Source organism: Hamadaea flava, from assembly GCF_024172085.1.
Lineage (GTDB): Bacteria > Actinomycetota > Actinomycetes > Mycobacteriales > Micromonosporaceae > Hamadaea > Hamadaea flava.
Genome location: NZ_JAMZDZ010000001.1, coordinates 6,982,256 through 6,999,571 on the forward strand (window position 1 = coordinate 6,982,256; position 17,316 = coordinate 6,999,571).

Annotated in this window: 16 protein-coding genes and 1 tRNA gene; 13 read left to right on the forward strand and 4 right to left on the reverse strand. The window is 68.6% G+C overall.

Annotated elements, in window-relative coordinates; translation table 11 throughout:
• Nucleotide 1: 1 nt before the first annotated feature.
• Nucleotides 2-859, forward strand: coding sequence for an acyl-CoA thioesterase (locus HDA40_RS32800; protein ID WP_253763895.1), 858 nt, complete (start codon nucleotides 2-4; stop codon nucleotides 857-859).
• 575 nt (nucleotides 860-1,434) lie between these two features.
• On the opposite strand, the gene HDA40_RS32805 is transcribed toward HDA40_RS32800, so the two are convergent.
• On the reverse strand, nucleotides 1,435-2,340 hold the full coding sequence (locus tag HDA40_RS32805) for a sulfite exporter TauE/SafE family protein (protein ID WP_253761669.1): 906 nt from the start codon (nucleotides 2,338-2,340) through the stop codon (nucleotides 1,435-1,437).
• A gap of 123 nt (nucleotides 2,341-2,463) precedes the next feature.
• Here HDA40_RS32805 and HDA40_RS32810 point away from each other — a divergent pair, with 123 nt between their 5' ends.
• From HDA40_RS32810 to HDA40_RS32835, 6 genes are all read left to right on the forward strand, one after another.
• Nucleotides 2,464-2,901 (forward strand): RrF2 family transcriptional regulator, encoded by a 438-nt coding sequence (locus HDA40_RS32810; RefSeq protein WP_253761670.1) that lies wholly within the window; start codon nucleotides 2,464-2,466, stop codon nucleotides 2,899-2,901.
• 418 nt (nucleotides 2,902-3,319) lie between these two features.
• Complete coding sequence (locus HDA40_RS32815; protein ID WP_253761671.1) at nucleotides 3,320-4,372, forward strand: sulfate ABC transporter substrate-binding protein; 1,053 nt, start codon at nucleotides 3,320-3,322, stop codon at nucleotides 4,370-4,372.
• The gene (cysT, locus tag HDA40_RS32820; RefSeq protein ID WP_253761672.1) at nucleotides 4,372-5,223 is read left to right on the forward strand and encodes a sulfate ABC transporter permease subunit CysT; all 852 of its coding nucleotides are present in this window, start codon (nucleotides 4,372-4,374) and stop codon (nucleotides 5,221-5,223) included. Before HDA40_RS32815 ends, cysT begins: the two co-directional genes overlap by 1 nt.
• Nucleotides 5,216-6,004: a sulfate ABC transporter permease subunit gene (locus HDA40_RS32825; RefSeq protein ID WP_253761673.1), complete on the forward strand. Its 789-nt coding sequence runs from the start codon at nucleotides 5,216-5,218 to the stop codon at nucleotides 6,002-6,004. The genes cysT and HDA40_RS32825 overlap by 8 nt, the downstream gene beginning before the upstream one ends.
• Nucleotides 6,004-6,969 (forward strand): sulfate/molybdate ABC transporter ATP-binding protein, encoded by a 966-nt coding sequence (locus HDA40_RS32830; RefSeq protein WP_253761674.1) that lies wholly within the window; start codon nucleotides 6,004-6,006, stop codon nucleotides 6,967-6,969. The genes HDA40_RS32825 and HDA40_RS32830 overlap by 1 nt, the downstream gene beginning before the upstream one ends.
• A gap of 41 nt (nucleotides 6,970-7,010) precedes the next feature.
• On the forward strand, nucleotides 7,011-8,231 hold the full coding sequence (locus HDA40_RS32835) for an APC family permease (protein WP_308197793.1): 1,221 nt from the start codon (nucleotides 7,011-7,013) through the stop codon (nucleotides 8,229-8,231).
• Between the two features lie 120 nt (nucleotides 8,232-8,351).
• Here the strand turns inward: HDA40_RS32835 and HDA40_RS32840 are convergent, their stop codons facing one another.
• From HDA40_RS32840 to HDA40_RS32850, 3 genes are all read right to left on the reverse strand, one after another.
• Nucleotides 8,352-10,052, reverse strand: coding sequence for a proline--tRNA ligase (locus tag HDA40_RS32840; protein WP_275978353.1), 1,701 nt, complete (start codon nucleotides 10,050-10,052; stop codon nucleotides 8,352-8,354).
• Between the two features lie 66 nt (nucleotides 10,053-10,118).
• Entirely contained in the window at nucleotides 10,119-10,883 is a 765-nt protein-coding gene (locus tag HDA40_RS32845; RefSeq protein WP_253761676.1) for an LAGLIDADG family homing endonuclease, read from the reverse strand.
• A gap of 46 nt (nucleotides 10,884-10,929) precedes the next feature.
• Nucleotides 10,930-11,006, reverse strand: a tRNA-Leu gene (locus HDA40_RS32850).
• 88 nt (nucleotides 11,007-11,094) lie between these two features.
• Between HDA40_RS32850 and HDA40_RS32855 the strand changes: the two genes are divergently transcribed.
• From HDA40_RS32855 to HDA40_RS32880, 6 genes are all read left to right on the forward strand, one after another.
• On the forward strand, nucleotides 11,095-11,694 hold the full coding sequence (locus HDA40_RS32855; protein WP_253763897.1) for an ANTAR domain-containing response regulator: 600 nt from the start codon (nucleotides 11,095-11,097) through the stop codon (nucleotides 11,692-11,694).
• Between the two features lie 301 nt (nucleotides 11,695-11,995).
• Nucleotides 11,996-13,255, forward strand: coding sequence for a branched-chain amino acid ABC transporter substrate-binding protein (locus HDA40_RS32860; RefSeq protein ID WP_253761677.1), 1,260 nt, complete (start codon nucleotides 11,996-11,998; stop codon nucleotides 13,253-13,255).
• 130 nt (nucleotides 13,256-13,385) lie between these two features.
• The gene (locus HDA40_RS32865) at nucleotides 13,386-14,450 is read left to right on the forward strand and encodes a branched-chain amino acid ABC transporter permease (RefSeq protein ID WP_253761678.1); all 1,065 of its coding nucleotides are present in this window, start codon (nucleotides 13,386-13,388) and stop codon (nucleotides 14,448-14,450) included.
• A 2-nt stretch (nucleotides 14,451-14,452) separates the two neighbouring features.
• Complete coding sequence (locus tag HDA40_RS32870) at nucleotides 14,453-15,721, forward strand: branched-chain amino acid ABC transporter permease (protein ID WP_253761679.1); 1,269 nt, start codon at nucleotides 14,453-14,455, stop codon at nucleotides 15,719-15,721.
• On the forward strand, nucleotides 15,718-16,557 hold the full coding sequence (locus HDA40_RS32875) for an ABC transporter ATP-binding protein (protein WP_253761680.1): 840 nt from the start codon (nucleotides 15,718-15,720) through the stop codon (nucleotides 16,555-16,557). Before HDA40_RS32870 ends, HDA40_RS32875 begins: the two co-directional genes overlap by 4 nt.
• Nucleotides 16,558-16,559: 2 nt before the next feature.
• On the forward strand, nucleotides 16,560-17,264 hold the full coding sequence (locus HDA40_RS32880; protein ID WP_253763898.1) for an ABC transporter ATP-binding protein: 705 nt from the start codon (nucleotides 16,560-16,562) through the stop codon (nucleotides 17,262-17,264).
• Nucleotides 17,265-17,316: the final 52 nt, after the last annotated feature.

Genomic DNA, 17,316 nt, shown 5'->3' on the forward strand with positions numbered 1-17,316 from the left:
CATGGGGCAGGCCGCCGTCGACGACCTGATTCGGCTGCTCGACCTGGAGCAGCACGACGAGCTCCGGTTCCGTGGGCACAGCACGAGTCACCTGCCGATGCGGGTCTACGGAGGTCAGGTCGCCGCGCAGGCGCTGTCGGCCGCCGGGCGTACCGTCGACCCGGCCCGGCATGTGCACTCGCTGCACGGCTACTTCGTCCGCCCCGGCGATCCGCAGGAGCCGATCGACTACGCCGTCGAGGTCATCCGCGACGGCCGGTCGTTCTCGGTCCGGCGGTCGGTCGCGTTGCAGGGTGGCAAGCCGATCTTCCTGATGTCGGCCTCGTTCCAGATCGAGGAGCAGGGCCTCGACCATCACGCGCCGGGCCCGTCGGACGTGCCCGGCCCGGACGAGCTGCCGACGATGCTCGACCGGCTCGCGAAGTACCCGGAGCGCGTGGCGATCTGGACGCAGATCCCGCGCCCGCTCGACGTCCGCTACGTCGGCGAGCCCGGCTGGGTCCGCCCCGGCGACCGTACGCCCGACCCGCATCAGCGCGTCTGGATGCGCATCGACGGCAAACTGCCGACCGACCCGCTCGTGCACGCCTGCGCGCTGACGTACGCGTCCGACCTGACGCTGCTCGACTCGGTCCTGTCCTACCACGGCGAGGTCTGGGGACCCGGCGGCGTCATCGGGGCGAGCCTCGACCACGCGCTGTGGTTCCACCGGCCGTTCCGCGCCGACGAGTGGTTCCTCTACGACTCCTGGTCCCCGTCGGCCTCGGGCGCGCGCGGTCTGGCCGCGGGCCGGATGCTCGACGCGTCCGGCCGTCACATCGCGACCGCCGTCCAAGAGGGCCTGCTCCGCAAGGTCTGATCCTTCGCCGGTCTGATCTTCCGCGAGGTCTTGTCCCGGCTCCGCCGAGCGGCAGCCCGTCGCTCCCGCCGGGCACCGGCCGGTCCGGGCCCGCATCCGCGCGGTGTCTACCCGTCGCCCGGCCCGGCCTGCCAGCCTCGCGGGCCGGGCAGTATGCCGCGCGGCCGGCTACCGGGCTCGTCCGGGCTGCCGCTCCGCGCGCCGGGCGTCACGATCTACGTTCGTCGCCCCGCCCACCTTCCCGAGCACTTCGTAGTTGGCGCGCTGCCACCCCCCATGATCGTCGTCGGCCGACGTTCATCGCGGTTCGTGTGGCCATGATCGGCGGTGGCCGACGAGTTGCGCGGTAGGACGCCCTTGATCGTCGGCCGCCGACGATCTCCGCGGTTCGTGTGGCCATGATCGGCGGTGGCCGACGAGTTGTGCGGTAGGACGCCCTTGATCGTCGGCTGCCGACGATCTCCGCGGTTCGTGTGGCCATGATCGGCGGTGGCCGACGAAGAGCGCGGTAGGACGCCCCTGATTGTCGGCTGCCGCCGATCTCCGCCGCGCGCGTGGGGCCCCGTCCGGGGGAGCTAGACGGCGGGTTCCAGCTCCGGCTCGGCTACCGGCGACGGTTGCCGCGTTGTGCGTACTCGTCGGTGGATGCGGATCGCGATCGTGATCGCACTGACCCACACGAGCCCGAGCAGCGGATAGAGCCACGGGCCCACGGAGCTTTCGAGGTCGGACACGCGCAACAGGGTGCGGGTGTTGGTGAGGATGATGAGCCCGCCGACCGCGGCCCCGATGACCTGGCCCGGGACCGCGCGGACGAGCCAAGCGGCCAGGGGCGCGCCGACGACGCCGCCCGCGAGTAGGGCGATGACCGTGGGCAGGACGAAGCCGGAGGTGCCGAGGCCGATCAGGAAGCCGGCGCTGGCGGCCGCCGCGACCAGGAACTCCGCGGTGTTGACCGAGCCGATCACCTTGCGCGGTTCCATGCGGCCCGAGGCGAGCAGCGTGGGTGTCGCGATCGGACCCCAGCCGCCTCCGCCGGTGGCGTCGACGAAGCCTGCGACCAGCCCGAGTGGGGCCAGGAACCGGGTACGCACCGGCCGTGGCCGAGCCGGGCGCAGTGGGCGGGTGAACCGGGCGACCAGGAAGACGCCCAGCGCGAGCAGTACGCCCGAGGTCCACGGCGCGGCCGTCGACGTCGAGATGGTGCTCAGCACGGTCGCGCCGAGGAAGGAGCCGACCGCGCCCGGAACGGCGATCCGGGTGACGACCCGCCAGTCGACGTTGCCGAAGCGCCAGTGCGCTATGCCGGAGGCGAGGGTCGTGCCGATCTCGGAGAGGTGGACCGACGCGCTGGCGGAGGCCGGCGCGACCCCGGCGAGCAGCAGCAACGTCGTCGACGTGACGCCGTACGCCATGCCGAGCGCGCCGTCGACGAGCTGAGCCGCCAGGCCGACGAGGGCGAGCAGGACGAGCCGGGTCATGGTCACCTCCAATTCCGGTCAAGAAGATTTAACCTATCGGCATAGTAGGATAACGACAATGGCCTGGTCGAGCCCTGCCCCTGGCGTCCCAAGGACCGGACGAGGAGTGTGATAATTACTCGCATGCGCCTCTCCGCCCGCGTCGACTATGCGATCCGCGCCGTCATCGAACTGGCGACGATCGAACCTGTCGTAGCGGGGAAACCTCCAGGCGAGTTCCCGATCACCTCGGAGCGGATCGCGAAGGCGCAGGAGATCCCGCCGAAGTTCCTGGAGAGCATCCTGCTGCAGCTGCGGCGTGGAGGAGTGGTGAACGCCCAGCGCGGCCCCGAAGGCGGCTACTGGCTCGCCCGGCCCGCCGCGCAGATCAGCCTCGCCGAAGTCATCGAGATCATCGACGGACCGCTGTCCCAAGTGCGCGGCCACATCCCGGCCGACCTCGACTACCAGGGCCCCGCGCGTACGCTGCAGAACGTCTGGGTCGCCGTCGAAGCCCAGGAGCGGCGCATGCTGGAGCAGGTGACGTTCGCGCACCTGGCCAGCGGCCAGCTCCCCTTCTAGCTCCGGTGTTCTCGGCGTGACCCTTCGCCGGTGTTCTCGGCGTGACCCTTCGCCGGTGTTTTCGGCGTGATCATGAACTATCGGTCGTGATCGACCGGCGTGTCATGTCCCTAGCGCCCTGATCGTTCCCCCAGCGGCATGATCGCTGCCAGCGCCAGCCGGGAAGTTGCCAGCGCTTGCCGGGCAGCTGCGAGCGCTGGCCGGGGAGCTGCCAGCGCCGGGAGCTGCCGGCGCTTGCCGGGGGGAGCCGTCAGCCCTGCGCCGGGAGGGCCACCGGCACTCGCCGAACGAGCCACCCGGCGTGCCCAGCGGGTGACTGGGGTCACCCGAAAGTGCCTCTTCCCATCGTTGGTCGACCATGGCAAACTCAAAACCCATCAAGTCAGTAGGAAAACTATGGATGATGGGATTAGTAGGAATGGTCACCAGAAGGCAGAGCATCCGACTCGCCGCCGGGATCGCGGCGACCGTACTGGCGACGGCTGCGCTCACGGCATGCGGCGACGGCGACTCCGGTAGCGGGGACAAGGCCGAGGTGACGCTCTCGCTGGTGGCGTACTCCACTCCGCAGGCGGCATATGAGGCGCTGATCAAGGCCTTCCAGAAGACCGACGCCGGCAAGAACGTCAAGTTCAAGACGTCCTTCGGCGCCTCCGGCGATCAGAGCCGGGCGGTCGCGGCCGGTCTCAAGGCCGACATCGCGGCGTTCTCCCTGGAGCCCGACCTGACCCGGCTCGTCACCGCCGGCCTGGTCGCCGAGGACTGGAACAGCGGCCCGACCAAGGGCTTCATCACCGACTCGGTCGTCGTCATCGCCACCCGCAAGGGCAACCCGAAGGGCCTGAAGACCTGGGACGACCTGATCAAGCCGGGTGTCGAGGTCATCACCCCGAACCCGTTCACCTCCGGCGGCGCCCGGTGGAACATCCTGGCGGCGTACGGGGCCAAGGCGAACAAGGGAGCGGACAAGGCGACCGGGCTGGCGTACATCGACAGCCTGATCGGCAACGTGCCGGTGCAGGACGCGTCGGCGCGGGCCTCGCTCCAGACGTTCACCGGCGGCAAGGGCGACGCGATCCTCTCCTACGAGAACGAGGCGATCTTCGCCCAGCAGCACAACCAGGAGCTCGACTACACCGTGCCGGACTCGACCATCCTGATCGAGAACCCGATCGCGGTCACCAAGAACTCCGAGCACCCGGCTGAGGCCAAAGCGTTCCTCGACTTCCTCTACTCGGCCGAAGGGCAGAAGATCTTCGCGCAGAACGGCTACCGGCCCACCGTGTCCGGAGTGGACACCGGCGTGACCTTCCCGACCCCGTCCGGCCTGTTCACGATCCAGGACCTAGGCGGCTGGCCGGCCGTGACCAAGGAGTTCTTCGACGCCAAGACCGGTTCGATCGCCCTGATCGAGGCCAAGCACGGCGTCGCGACCGTGGCGACCAGCCCCAGCGCGAGCCCGAGCAAGTGATGTCCGCCCCCGTTCTCACCGAGGCCGGTGCTCCCGCTCCCGCGGGCGTGCCGGCCTCGGTCCGTCGCAAACCACGCGTCGGCCCCGGCCTCGGGCTGGGCCTCGCGGTGCTCTACCTCAGCCTGATCGTGCTGTTCCCGCTGACTGTCGTCGCGTGGAAGGGCGTCGAGGGCGGGTTCGGCACGTTCTGGTCAGCGGTCACCACCCCGGACTCATGGGCGGCGCTCAAGCTGACCCTCGGGGCTTCCGCGCTGGTCGCGGTCATCAACGTGCTCATGGGTACGCTCATCGCCTGGGTGCTGGTCCGCGACCGGTTCCCCGGCAAGGCCATCGTCGACACCCTGATCGACCTGCCGTTCGCCCTGCCCACCATCGTCGCCGGCCTCGTCCTCCTCGCCCTGTATGGGGTGAAGAGCCCACTGCACCTGAACCTGGCGTACACCCGGGCCGGGGTGGTCATCGCGCTGCTGTTCGTCACGCTGCCGTTCGTCGTGCGTACGGTGCAGCCCGTCCTCCAGGAACTCGACCGGGACATGGAGCAGGCGGCGTTCTCCCTCGGCGCCGGCCCGTGGCTGACCTTCCGCCGGATCATCCTGCCCAACCTGGTCCCGGCCATGGTCTCCGGCGCGGGGCTGGCGTTCACCCGCGCCATCGCCGAGTTCGGCTCCACCGTCCTGCTGTCGGGCAACCTGCCCTTCAAGACCCAGGTCGCCGCGGTCAACATCTTCGGCCGCATCGAGAGCGACGACACCGCGTCGGCGGCCGCCGTCTCGACGGCGCTGCTCGTCGTGGCCTTCGTCGTCCTCATCGGACTGGATCTCGTCCAGCGTTGGGGGTCCCGCCGTGGCTAAGTACCTGCTCCGCGCGATCGCCCTGGTCTACCTGCTGTTCCTGCTGATCCTGCCGGTGGGTCTGATCGTCTGGCAGACCTTCGGCGACGGACTGCAGAACGTGATCGACGCGCTGACCACCGAGGAGGCGATCCACGCCTTCCAGGTGACACTCCAGGTCGCCGTGTGGGCCGTCGTCCTGAACACCGTCTTCGGTGTCGGGGTCGCCCTGCTGCTCACGCGGACGAACTTCCCCGGCAAACGACTGCTCAACGCGCTCATCGATCTCCCGCTGGCGGTCTCCCCGGTCGTCGTCGGGCTCGCGCTGATCCTGGCGTACGGGCGGTATTCGACGGTCGGCGGCTGGCTGGAGAGCGCCGGAATCCACGTCATCTTCTCCCTCCCCGGCATGGTCCTGGCCACCGTCTTCGTCTCCCTGCCGCTCGTCGTCCGGGCGATCGTGCCGGTGCTCGAAGAGATGGGCGACGACCAGGAACAAGCCGCCCGGACCCTCGGCGCGGGCGCGTGGCAGACGTTCCGCCGGATCACCCTGCCCGGCATCCGCAGCGCGCTCGGCTACGGAATCGTGCTGTGCCTGGCTCGCGCGCTCGGCGAGTACGGCGCGGTGGCGGTCGTCTCCGGCAAAGTCGTCGGCGAGACCCAGACCCTGACGCTGTTCGTCGAGGAGCGCTACCTCAACTACGAGGTGCCCGCCGCGTTCGCCGCCGCCACCGTACTGGCCCTGCTGGCCGTCGGCTCCCTGCTCCTGACCACCCTTTTGCGCCCGAAGGACGGCAACTGATGGCCATCGAAGTACGCGGCGTCTCGAAGTCGTTCGGCCGCACCCCGGTGCTCAAGGACGTCTCGGTCGACATCGCCTCCGGTTCGCTGACCGCCCTGCTGGGTCCGAGCGGCGGCGGCAAGTCCACCCTGCTGCGCGTCATCGCCGGACTGGAGACCCCGGACGCCGGAGCGGTGCTCATCTCCGGCGTGGACGCCACCCGGCTGTCGCCGCAGCGCCGCAACGTCGGGTTCGTGTTCCAGCACTACGCGGCGTTCAAGCACATGAGCGTCCGCCGCAACGTCGCCTTCGGGCTGGAGATCCGCAAGCGGCCGAAGGCCGAGATCCAGGCCCGGGTCGACGAGCTGCTGCAGCTGGTCCACCTCGAACAGTTCGCCGACCGTTACCCGGCGCAGCTGTCCGGCGGCCAGCGGCAGCGCATGGCGCTGGCCCGCGCGCTCGCCGTCGAACCGCAGGTGCTGCTGCTCGACGAGCCGTTCGGCGCGCTCGACGCCCAGGTACGCAAAGAGCTGCGGACCTGGCTGCGCCGCCTGCACGACGAGGTGCACGTGACGACCGTCTTCGTCACCCATGACCAGGAGGAGGCGATGGACGTCGCCGACGAGATCGTGGTGCTCGCCGACGGCGAGGTGAAACAGGCCGGCCGACCGCAGGACCTCTACGACAACCCGGCCAGCCCGTTCGTCATGAGCTTCCTCGGCCCGGTGACCGAGCTGGACGGCCGTCTGGTCCGGCCGCACGACATCGACGTCACCGCCGAGCCCGCCGACGGCTCGACGGCGGCCGTCGTCAACCGGATCGTGCACCTCGGCTTCGAGGTACGCGTCGAGCTGACCGCCGGCGACCGCGACGTCTGGGCGCAGATCACCCGCGGCGCGGCGAGCCGGCTCGGCCTGGCACCCGGCGACACCGTCCACCTCAGAGCCGTTCCGGCCGCGAAGTCCCTGGCGGTCGCCGACGCCTGACCGGGCACCCGGGCCGGGCTGCCGGCTGACACAATCGCGGCGTGGAACTGGCCCGCCGGCTCGGCCCGGCCGACGCGGTCGTCATCGGGCTCGGCTCGATGATCGGAGCCGGCGTCTTCGCGGCGTTCGCCCCCGCCGCGCGAGCCGCCGGCAGCCTGCTGCTCGCCGGACTGACCGTGGCCGCCGTCGTCGCGTACTGCAACGCCACGGCGTCGGCCCAGCTCGCCGCGCAGTACCCGACCTCCGGCGGCACCTACGTCTACGGCCGCGAACGGCTGGGGGAGTGGTGGGGCTACGTCGCGGGCTGGGGGTTCGTCGTCGGCAAGACCGCCTCCTGCGCGGCCATGGCCTTGACGTTCGCCGCCTACGCCGTACCCGCGCCCTGGCAGCGCCCGGCCGCCGTCGTCGCGGTCCTCGCCCTGGCCGCGGTCAACTACCGCGGCGTCACGCGTACCGCCCGGCTTGCGATGATCATCGTCGTCGCGGTCCTGGCCGTGCTCGCGGTGGTCGCCACCGCGGGCCTGCTGGGGCCCCCGGGCCCAGCAGCTTCGCGCGGCGCGTCACCCTACGGGGTCCTGCAATCGGCCGGTCTGCTGTTCTTCGCCTTCGCCGGGTACGCGCGGATCGCGACCATGGGAGAAGAGGTACGCGAGCCGCAGCGCACGATTCCGCGAGCCATTCTGACCGCACTGGCCCTGGCCGTCGGCGTCTACGCCGTCATCGGCGTAGCGCTCCTGCACGTCCTCGGCCCGGAGAAGCTGGCCGCGTCGGTCGCCCCGTTGGCCGACGCCGTGCACGCCGCCGGCTGGAACTGGGCCGCGCCCCTCGTCCGCGTCGGAGCCGCCCTCGCCAGCCTCGGCGCACTGCTGGCCCTCATCGCGGGGATCGGCCGCACCGCACTGGCCATGGCCCGCCACGACGACCTGCCCCGCTGGCTCTCCGCCGTGCACCCCCGGTACGCCGTCCCCCACCGAGCCGAGATCGCCCTCGCCGTCGTGGTCTGCGCGCTCGTGCTCACCGTCGACCTCCGCGGCGCGATCGGCTTCTCATCCTTCGGCGTCCTGGTGTACTACCTGATCGCCAACCTGGCCGCCTGGACCCAGACCGGCGCCGACCGGCGCTACCCGCGGATCCTCCAGGCACTCGGCGCCCTCGGCTGCGTGGTGCTCGTCGCCACACTGCCCTGGCCGGCGGTCGTCGGCGGGCTCGCCGTCTTCGGCGTCGGCCTGCTCTACCGCGCCCTCCGCCTCCGCCTCGCCTAACCCGCGCCCTCCCCTCGGGCTATCCGCGCGATCATGAACCTTCGGTCATGATCGACCGGCGTGTCGTGTCCGAAAGTTCATGATCGCGCCCTGGAGGGCGGGGGAGGGAGGGTGAGGGGGTTAGGCGGGGCGGATTTGGTCGGCGAGGCGTACGGCGGCCTCCTCGACCGGCACCTCGACGGTGTCCCCGGTCGACCGGCGCGTCACCTCGACGATGCCCCGGGCCAGCCCACGCGCACCGACAGTCACCCGCAACGGGATGCCCACCAACTCGGCGTCGCTGAACTTCACGCCCGGCCGCTCCTCGCGGTCGTCCCAGACGACCTCGATACCGTTGTTACCCAAGCGCTCGTACAGCTCACGGGCCGCCAACGCGGTCGCCTCATCGGTACCGAGCTGCACGATGACAACCTGGAACGGCGCCACCGCCATCGGCCACACGATGCCCTTGTCATCGTGATGCGTCTCGACGATCGCCGCGATGGCCCGCTCCACCCCGATGCCGTACGAACCCATGATCGGCGCGACCCGAGTCCCGTCCGCCATCAGCACGCTGACACCCATCGACTCGCTGTACTTACGCCCCAGCTTGAAGATGTGCCCGACCTCGACGGTCTTCGTCGCCTCCAACGGCGTGCCACAGCGTACGCACGGCTCCCCGGCGACCACCTCTCGCAGATCGGCCCAGCGCCCGACCACGATGTCCCGATCGACCTCGACCCCACGCAAGTGCACGTCGTCCACGTTGGCGCCGGTCGCCATCCCACGCCGCCCGCGCAACGCCTCATCCGCCACGATCGGCAACTCGCTGACGCCGACCGCCCCCAGACTGCCGGGCAACGCACCGAGCGCCGAACGGATCTCCTCCGCCTGCGCCGGCCGAATCGCGATCGCCCCGAGCGCGTCCACCAGTTTCTGCTCCACCAGCGCGTGGTCGCCCCGCAACAACACCAGCGTCAACTGATCGTCCACGACATACACCAGCGTCTTGATCTGACGATCCCCGGCGAAGCCATGCCCGACCGCGAGATCCTCGATGGTGCGTACGCCCGGGGTGGCGAACCGCTCCGGCGCGTCCAGCAGATCCACGTCCTCGACAGCCGTCAGCGCCGCCTGCGCAGCCTCCACATTCGCCGCGTACCCACACCCCGGACAGACGATCGTGATGTCCTCACCGGCACCCGACGGGCACATGAACTCCCGCGAATCACTGCCGCCCATCGTCCCGTTCGACGCCTCGACCGCCACGACCGGAATCCCCAGCCGCTCGAAAATCCGCCGATACGCCTCGTAATGCCGATCGAACGCGGTATCCAGCCCGGCCTCATCCACATCGAACGTGTACGAGTCCTTCATCGTGAACTCGCGAACGCGCATCAGACCACTCTTCGGCCGCGGCTCATCCCGGAACTTCGTCTGGAACTGATACCACGCCTGCGGCAACTCCCGATAGGACCGCAACTCCGAAGCGACCGTCGCGAAGATCTCCTCATGCGTCATCCCCAACGCCAGATCAGCGCCCCGCCGATCACGCAGCCGGAACATCTCCTGCCCCATGACATCCCAGCGCCCCGACTTGTGCCAGATCTCGGCCGGATGCATCGCCGGCAACAGGAACTCCTGCGCCCCGATCCGATCCATCTCCTCCCGGATCACCGTCATGATCTTCGCGCGTACGCGGATCGCCAACGGCAGCAGGCTGTAATGCCCCGCCATGAGCTGCCGGATGAACCCGGCCCGGAGCAACAGTCGATGGCTCACGGCGTCGGCGTCCGCCGGATCCTGCCGCAAAGTAGGGACAAACATCTGTGACCAGCGCATAGCCGCCCAGCCTACCGGCCACGCCCAGCCCGGTCGCGCGAGTTATCCGTCCTTCGGGCCGACGTCTTATCCGTCCTTCGGGCCGACGTCGCGATCCAACCGCTCCACCGCCGTACGCCGCGCGACGCTGAGCGAATCCGGCCGCGCCATCCGCCACTCGACCCCGAGCCGGTTCAACGCCACCTGACACATCCGCATGATGTCCGGCGACTTGTTGCTGAAGAAATAGCGCGGGTACTCGTAGTCGCGGCCGCCCCTGTGCACGCGGTTGACCACGCGGCAGCCGTCCGAGTGGAACAGGCCGCGCAGGAAACGGCCCGGATGGGCGGCCACGATCTCCTCCTGCCACAGTTCGAGGACGATCGGGCGGTTGTGCTTCTTCCCGGGACCGGCCTGCGGAAGCAGACACGGCCAATGCTTCGCGTAGGACTGGAGATACGAGCATCCGATGGACTGCACTCGCCCGACCTTGTAGGCGAGCGTAGCGAGCATCGCCGCTTCGGCCTCGTCCTTGATCGCGGGGTACTTGTCGTCGCAGGCGATCCTGAGCACCGGTGTCTTCGAGGTCAGCACGAGATGACCGTCGCCGAGGTAGACACCTAGCAGATAGGCATACGCCTCAAGATCGGGCGGCGGGGCTGGCGGGTCTTGGCAACGAGGACAGCGGGTCGCCGATTCGGAGGTGAGGTCCAGGCGTCCCTGGCCGACGCACCAGTACCAGACTGTGTGACGTGGCACCCCCATCGCACGCCCGATCGCTGCGATGCTGCGTCCCAAGGCGTATTGCGCCCGTGCTTCACGCCGACGCTCGACGGGATGCCGATCAGCCATGCGACGCATTCTCGTACGAACGTACGACAAGGCGTCTGACCTGCGATGGTGCCCCCGGTGGGATTCGAACCCACACTGTCGGAGGTTTGAGCTCCGCTTCTCTGCCAGTTGGAATACGGGGACGGTGGCCCGTCTAGAGTACCCACTAGGCTTATGGAGGTTGCACCCGGATATCGGGTGTTCGAGGATTTCGCTGTTGGGGGTTGGGTTCGTGACCGAGGGCGCGGCGCGCAAGCGGGTGCTGATCGCGGAGGACGAGGCGCTCATTCGGCTCGACCTCGCCGAGATGCTGGGCGAGGAGGGCTACGAGGTCGTCGGCGAGGCCGGGGACGGTGAGACCGCGGTACGCCTGGCCGAGGAGCTGAAGCCCGATCTGTGCATCTTCGACATCAAGATGCCGATCATGGATGGTTTGGCGGCGGCGGAGAAGGTCGCCGGCGCGCGGCTGGCTCCGGTGATCATTCTGACGGCGTTCAGTCAGCGGGATCTGGTGGAGCGGGCGCGGGCGGCCGGTGCGATGGCGTACTTGGTGAAGCCGTTCCAGAAGTCGGATCTGGTGCCGGCGATCGAGATCGCGTTGTCGCGGCATGCCGAGGTGGCGGCGTTGGAGGCTGAGGTCGCCGGGTTGTCCGACCGGCTGGAGACTCGTAAGGCGGTGGAGCGCGCGAAGGGTGCGCTCATGACGCAGTACGGGATGACGGAGCCGCAGTCGTTCAAGTGGATTCAGCGGACGGCGATGGATCATCGGATGACGATGCGTGAGGTCGCTGAGCGGATCATCGAGGAGGCGGCGGCCGAAGCGGCCGAGTAGCTTCGGAAAGCACCCACCCGCAGGTCTCTGACCTGCGGGTTTTTGCTTTCATCTATTAAGTCGATCATGTTTCGGCCATGTGATCGCATCGCGTTGGCCACCGTTGGGTCACGGCTTGGTCGCCAATGTCGGCGTGTGCGTGTCCCAAGCCTTGACATGGCTCCTCGCGAACACCTACGTTCGCGCCACCGGTGTCACGCATCACAGCCATGAGCACGCAATTGGCTGTTGTGCGTCAGGCAACCGACCGTCTGCGGGTCGCCCGAAGGCGGACATGGGTTGAGGAGTCGAGAGGAATAGGATGAACAGGCGCATCAAGGCACTCACCGTGCTTGCCGCCGCAGCCGCCACCGCGGTCGCGGCGACGGCGTGCGACAGCTCCGGCGGCGATAGCGGCTCGGGCACCACCGAGGTCGTCGTCGGCGTGGACCTTCCCTTCCAGGGTTCGTCGAAGGACGCCTCCGACTCGACCTGGAACGCGATGTCGCTCTACCTCGAGCAGTCCGGCAACAAGGCCGGCAAGTACAAGGTGACGCTCAAGAAGTACGACGACTCGACCGCGGCGGCCGGCAAGTGGGACGCGGCGCAGTGCACCAAGAACGCGAACGACCACGTGGCCAACACGAGTGAGGTCGCGGTCATGGGCACGTACAACTCCGGTTGCGCGCAGCTGCAGATCCCGGTGCTGAACCAGGACCCGAGTGGCCCGATGCTGATGGTCTCGCACGCGAACACCAACCCTGGCCTCACCAAGACCTGGGACACCGGCGAGCCTGGCAAGTGGTACCCGACCAACAAGCGCAACTACGCGCGTGTGGTCACCACCGACGACTACCAGGGCAAGGCCGCCGCGCAGATGGCGATCAAGGACCTGGGTGTGAAGAACTGCCTCGTCCTCGACGACACCGAGACCTACGGCAAGGGCGTCGCGAAGCAGTTCGCCGACGAGGCCACCAAGCAGGGCATCAAGGTCAGCACCGCGGCGTGGGACGCCAAGGCGACCAACTACAACGCCCTGTTCAACAAGGCCAAGACCGACGCCGTCGATTGTGTCTTCACCGGTGGCGTGTTCGACAACAACGGCGGCCAGCTGGTCAAGGACAAGGTCAAGATCCTGGGCGACAACAAGACCGTCAAGCTGATCGGCCCGGACGGCATGGTCGGCTACCCGGAGTTCGACAAGATGCCCGAGGCTGAGGGCGCGTACCAGACCTTCCCGGGTCTGGGTCTGTCGGACCTCGCGAAGTCCCCGGTCACCGGCAAGTTCCTGACCGACTACAAGGCCAAGTATGGCGCCGACCCGGCCAGCCCCTACGCGCTCTACGGTGTGCAGGCGCTTCAGGTGATCCTCGCCGCGATCGAGAAGTCCGACGGTACGCGTAAGGGCGTCACCGAGCAGGTGCTGAGCGGCACCGGGGTATCGATCCCGGCCTCGACGGCGATCCTGGGCAAGGACATCAAGATCGACCCGGCCACCGGTGACGTCAACGCGATCGACATGACGATCCAGACCATCACCGGCGGCAAGGAGACCACCGTCAAGGCCTGGCCGGTCGCCTGACCAGGTAGGTGACGGCACCTAACGGATGAGCTGGGGAGGGAGCCGCTGCGGCCCGGCGTCGCACGGCTCCCTCCGCGCATCCAGGGGCACGTCCACGACGGACATACCGATCGCCCTTCCAAGGAGCACCATGGCACAGTCCACGACAGCTGCCGGGACCTTGCCCCGTACGCGGCTGAATCTGTCGGCGTACGGCGAGCGAATCGCCGGCTACACGATCCTCGCCGCCGTCGCGGTGTGGCTCGGGATCAACTTCATTGACAATCCGCAGCAGTTCATGACCGCTTCGGTCATCGGCATCAGCAACGGCGCGCTGTATGCGCTGATCGCGCTGGGCTACTCGCTCGTGTACGGCATCATCGAGCTGATCAACTTCGCGCACGGCGACCTGTTCATGCTCGGCACCTTGTTCAGCGCGTCCGTTGTCGCCGCTGCCTTCGGTCTCCTCAACGAGCCGGTCGCGATGGGCCCGCTCGGCTGGGTGGTCTTCGCGGCGTCACTGGCGCTCGCGGCGGCCTTCTGCGCCTCGATCAACGTGGCGATCGAGTTCCTGGCATACCGGCGGCTTCGGCACGCGCCGAAGCTGGCGCCGCTGATCACGGCGGTGGGCATGAGCTTCATCCTGCAGTTCATCGGTCTGAAGTGGAACCACTCGGGTCAGCGGGACCAGCCGAGCGTGCTGCCGCAGGGTTCGATCAGCCTCGGCGGGGTCGAGATCGACACCAGCTTCTTCGTGGTGCTGGCGGTCGTCGTCCCGGTCCTGGTCCTGATGACCTGGATCGTGACCAAGACCCGGGCCGGCAAGGCGATGCGCGCGACCGCGCAGGACCCCGACGCCGCCCGGCTGATGGGCGTCAACGTCAACCGGATCATTTCCTTCACCTTCGCCATGGGCGGCGCGCTGGCGGGCGTCGCCGGGCTCATGTACGAGCAGGTGGTCACCACGACCCGGTACGACGTGGGTCTGCAGCTCGGCCTGATCGCGTTCACGGCCGCGGTGCTCGGTGGCATCGGCAGTCTCCCCGGCGCGGTGCTGGGCGGTGTGCTCATCGGCCTGATCCAGGGTCTGAACGAGGGTGTCAAATACGGTGCCGGGCAGCGGTGGACGCAGAGCGTCGTCTTCTCGATCCTCATCCTGATGCTGGTCTTCCGGCCGGCCGGCCTGCTGGGCAAGGCCACGAGGGAGAAGGTGTGACCATGAGCCAGCCGACTATCGCGGTTCCCACACCGAAGCGACCGCAGAGCATCGACCGGACCCGGCTCGGGTGGCCGCTCGGGTTCACCATCGCGGCCGTCGTCGTGGTCGTCTTCTACGGTTTCATCCTGCCGTTCCTGGTGCCCGGCGTTCGGGTCTGGGTTCAGGACTGGCTGCCGATCAGCGAGATCAACGTCGCACTCATCTGGGCGATGAGCGCCCTGGGCCTGAACATCGTGGTCGGCTACGCCGGCCTGCTCGACCTCGGGTATGTGGCGTTCTGGGCGCTGGGCGGCTACACCACCGCCTGGTTGATGTCCGACTTCGGTTTCGGTGGCAAGGTCAACTTCAACATCTTCGGCAGCCCCGGAGCGGCCAGCACGGGCGGCATCCATCTGAACGTCGTGCTGGTGTTCCTGGCCGCGGCGGCGGTCTGCGCCTTGTTCGGCGTGATCATCGGCGCGCCGACGTTGCGCTTGCGCAGCGACTATCTGGCGCTCGTGACGCTCGGCTTCGGTGAGATCATTCCGCAGATCTTCCGCAACGGCGACCCGGACGGTCTCGGGTTCAACCTGAGCAACGCCACGCTCGGCATCGGGCCGATCGACTCGATGACGTTCGTCCGGATCAACAAGGGCGAGGTCGCGGTCGGGCAGATGAACGTGTTCGACCACGTCGGCCGGTTCATTTTGTTCTCCCTGCTCACCGCGCTGATCATCTTCGTCTCGCTGCGGCTGCGGCAGGGCCGGCTCGGCCGGGCTTGGCTGGCCATCCGGGAGGACGAGCTGGCGGCGAGCGCGATGGGCGTGCCGCTGATGCGGGCGAAGCTGTCGGCGTACGCCGTCGGCGCCATCGCCGGTGGCATCGGTGGTGTGGCATACGCGCTGCACCTGGGCCGGATGCTGCCCGACCCGTTCACCTTCGCGGTCTCGATCACGCTGCTGGCGATGGTTGTGCTGGGCGGCATGGGCAACGTGTGGGGCGTGCTGCTCGGCGCGCTGGTGATCTCCTGGTTCAACTCGACGGGTCTGCCGCAGATCGGCGACTCGTTCAACTCCACGTTCGGCACGAACGTCGACTTCCCGTCGTTCAACTTCCTGATCTTCGGCGGGGTGCTCGTGCTGATGATGTTGTTCCGCCGCGAGGGCTTCCTGCCCGAGTCGCGTACACGTCTGGTCCTGCACGAGGGCGAGGCGGGCGACACTCAGGCGGAGGAGCCGGAGCAGGAGCTGGTCGACGAGACCACGGTCAAGTCGGGAGACGTGAAGTGAGCGAGAACGCGACTCTGACGACCGTGCCGGCGCTGCAGGCCGACGACGTCTCGGTGGTCTTCGGCGGTCTGGTGGCCGTCAACAAGGTCAGTTTCACGGTGCCCGATCAGAGCATCGTGAGCCTCATCGGCCCGAACGGCGCCGGCAAGACCACGTTCTTCAACGTGCTCACGGGGTTGTATCCGACCGAGCGCGGCGGGCAGGTGCTCCTCGGCGGCCGGGACGTCACCGGCATGGCGCCGCACAAGATCGCGTCGCTCGGCCTGGCCCGGACGTTCCAGAACATCCGGCTGTTCAACCTGATGACGGCGGAGGAGAACGTCAAGGTCGCGATGCACTCGCACCTGAAGTCGGGCGTCTTCGGCACCGTCATCCGGGCGCCGTGGCAGCGCCGGGAGGAGCACGAGGCGCACGAGTTCGCGTTGGATCTGCTCAAGTTCGTGGGCATCGGGAAGTCGGCGTACGAGTACGCCCGCAACCTGTCCTACGGCGACCAGCGGCGGCTGGAGGTGGCTCGGGCGCTCGCGCTCAAGCCGCGGGTGCTGCTGCTCGACGAGCCCACCGCGGGTATGAACCCGCGCGAGTCCGCCGAGTTCGTGGACTTCGTCCACCGCGTACGCGACGAGCGGAAGGTGTCGGTGCTGCTCATCGAGCACGACATGAGCGTCGTCATGCGGGTGTCGGAGCGGATCACGGTGCTCGACCGGGGCGAGAAGATCGCCGAGGGCACCGCCGAGGAGGTCCGCACCAACCCGCGGGTCGTCGAGGCGTACCTGGGCAGCGCGGCGAACGACAACCACGTGACCATCGACGACGGTGAGGAGGCCGGGTCGTGACGATGCTGGACGTGAGCGGCATCTCCGTCTACTACGGCAACATCGCCGCGGTGAAGGACCTGTCGCTCCAGGTGGAGCAGGGTGAGATCGTGACCCTGATCGGCTCCAACGGCGCGGGGAAGTCCACCACGCTGCGGACGATCTCCGGGCTGCTCAAGCCGCGGTCGGGGAACATCGTGTTCGACGGTCGCAAGATCGAGGGCATGCCGGCGCACGACATCGTCCGGCTGGGTCTGGCCCAGTCGCCCGAGGGCCGGCGGATCTTCCCGCGGATGAGCGTCGCGGAGAACCTGGACCTGGGTGCGTACCTCCGCAACGACAAGGAGGGCATCGCCGAGGACCAGGAGCGGATGCTCGAACTGTTCCCGCGGCTGCGGGAGCGGATCGCGCAGAAGGCCGGCACCTTGTCCGGCGGCGAGCAGCAGATGCTGGCCGTCGCGCGGGCGCTGATGGCCCGGCCGAAGCTCCTGCTGCTCGACGAGCCGTCGATGGGTCTGGCGCCGGTGCTGGTGGACGTCATCTTCGCGACCATCAAGCGGATCCGCGAGGCGGGCACCACGGTGCTGGTGGTCGAGCAGAACGCGCGGGCCGCGTTGAGCGTCGCCGACCGGGCGTATGTTCTGGAGTCGGGGTCGATCAAGCTCAGCGGTGAGGCTCGGGCGCTGCGCAACGACCCGGAGATCGCCAAGGCATACCTGGGCGGCTAGCCGGCCCCGCTGGGCGGTGAGTGGTGACAGCCAGATCAGGGATATCCATGGA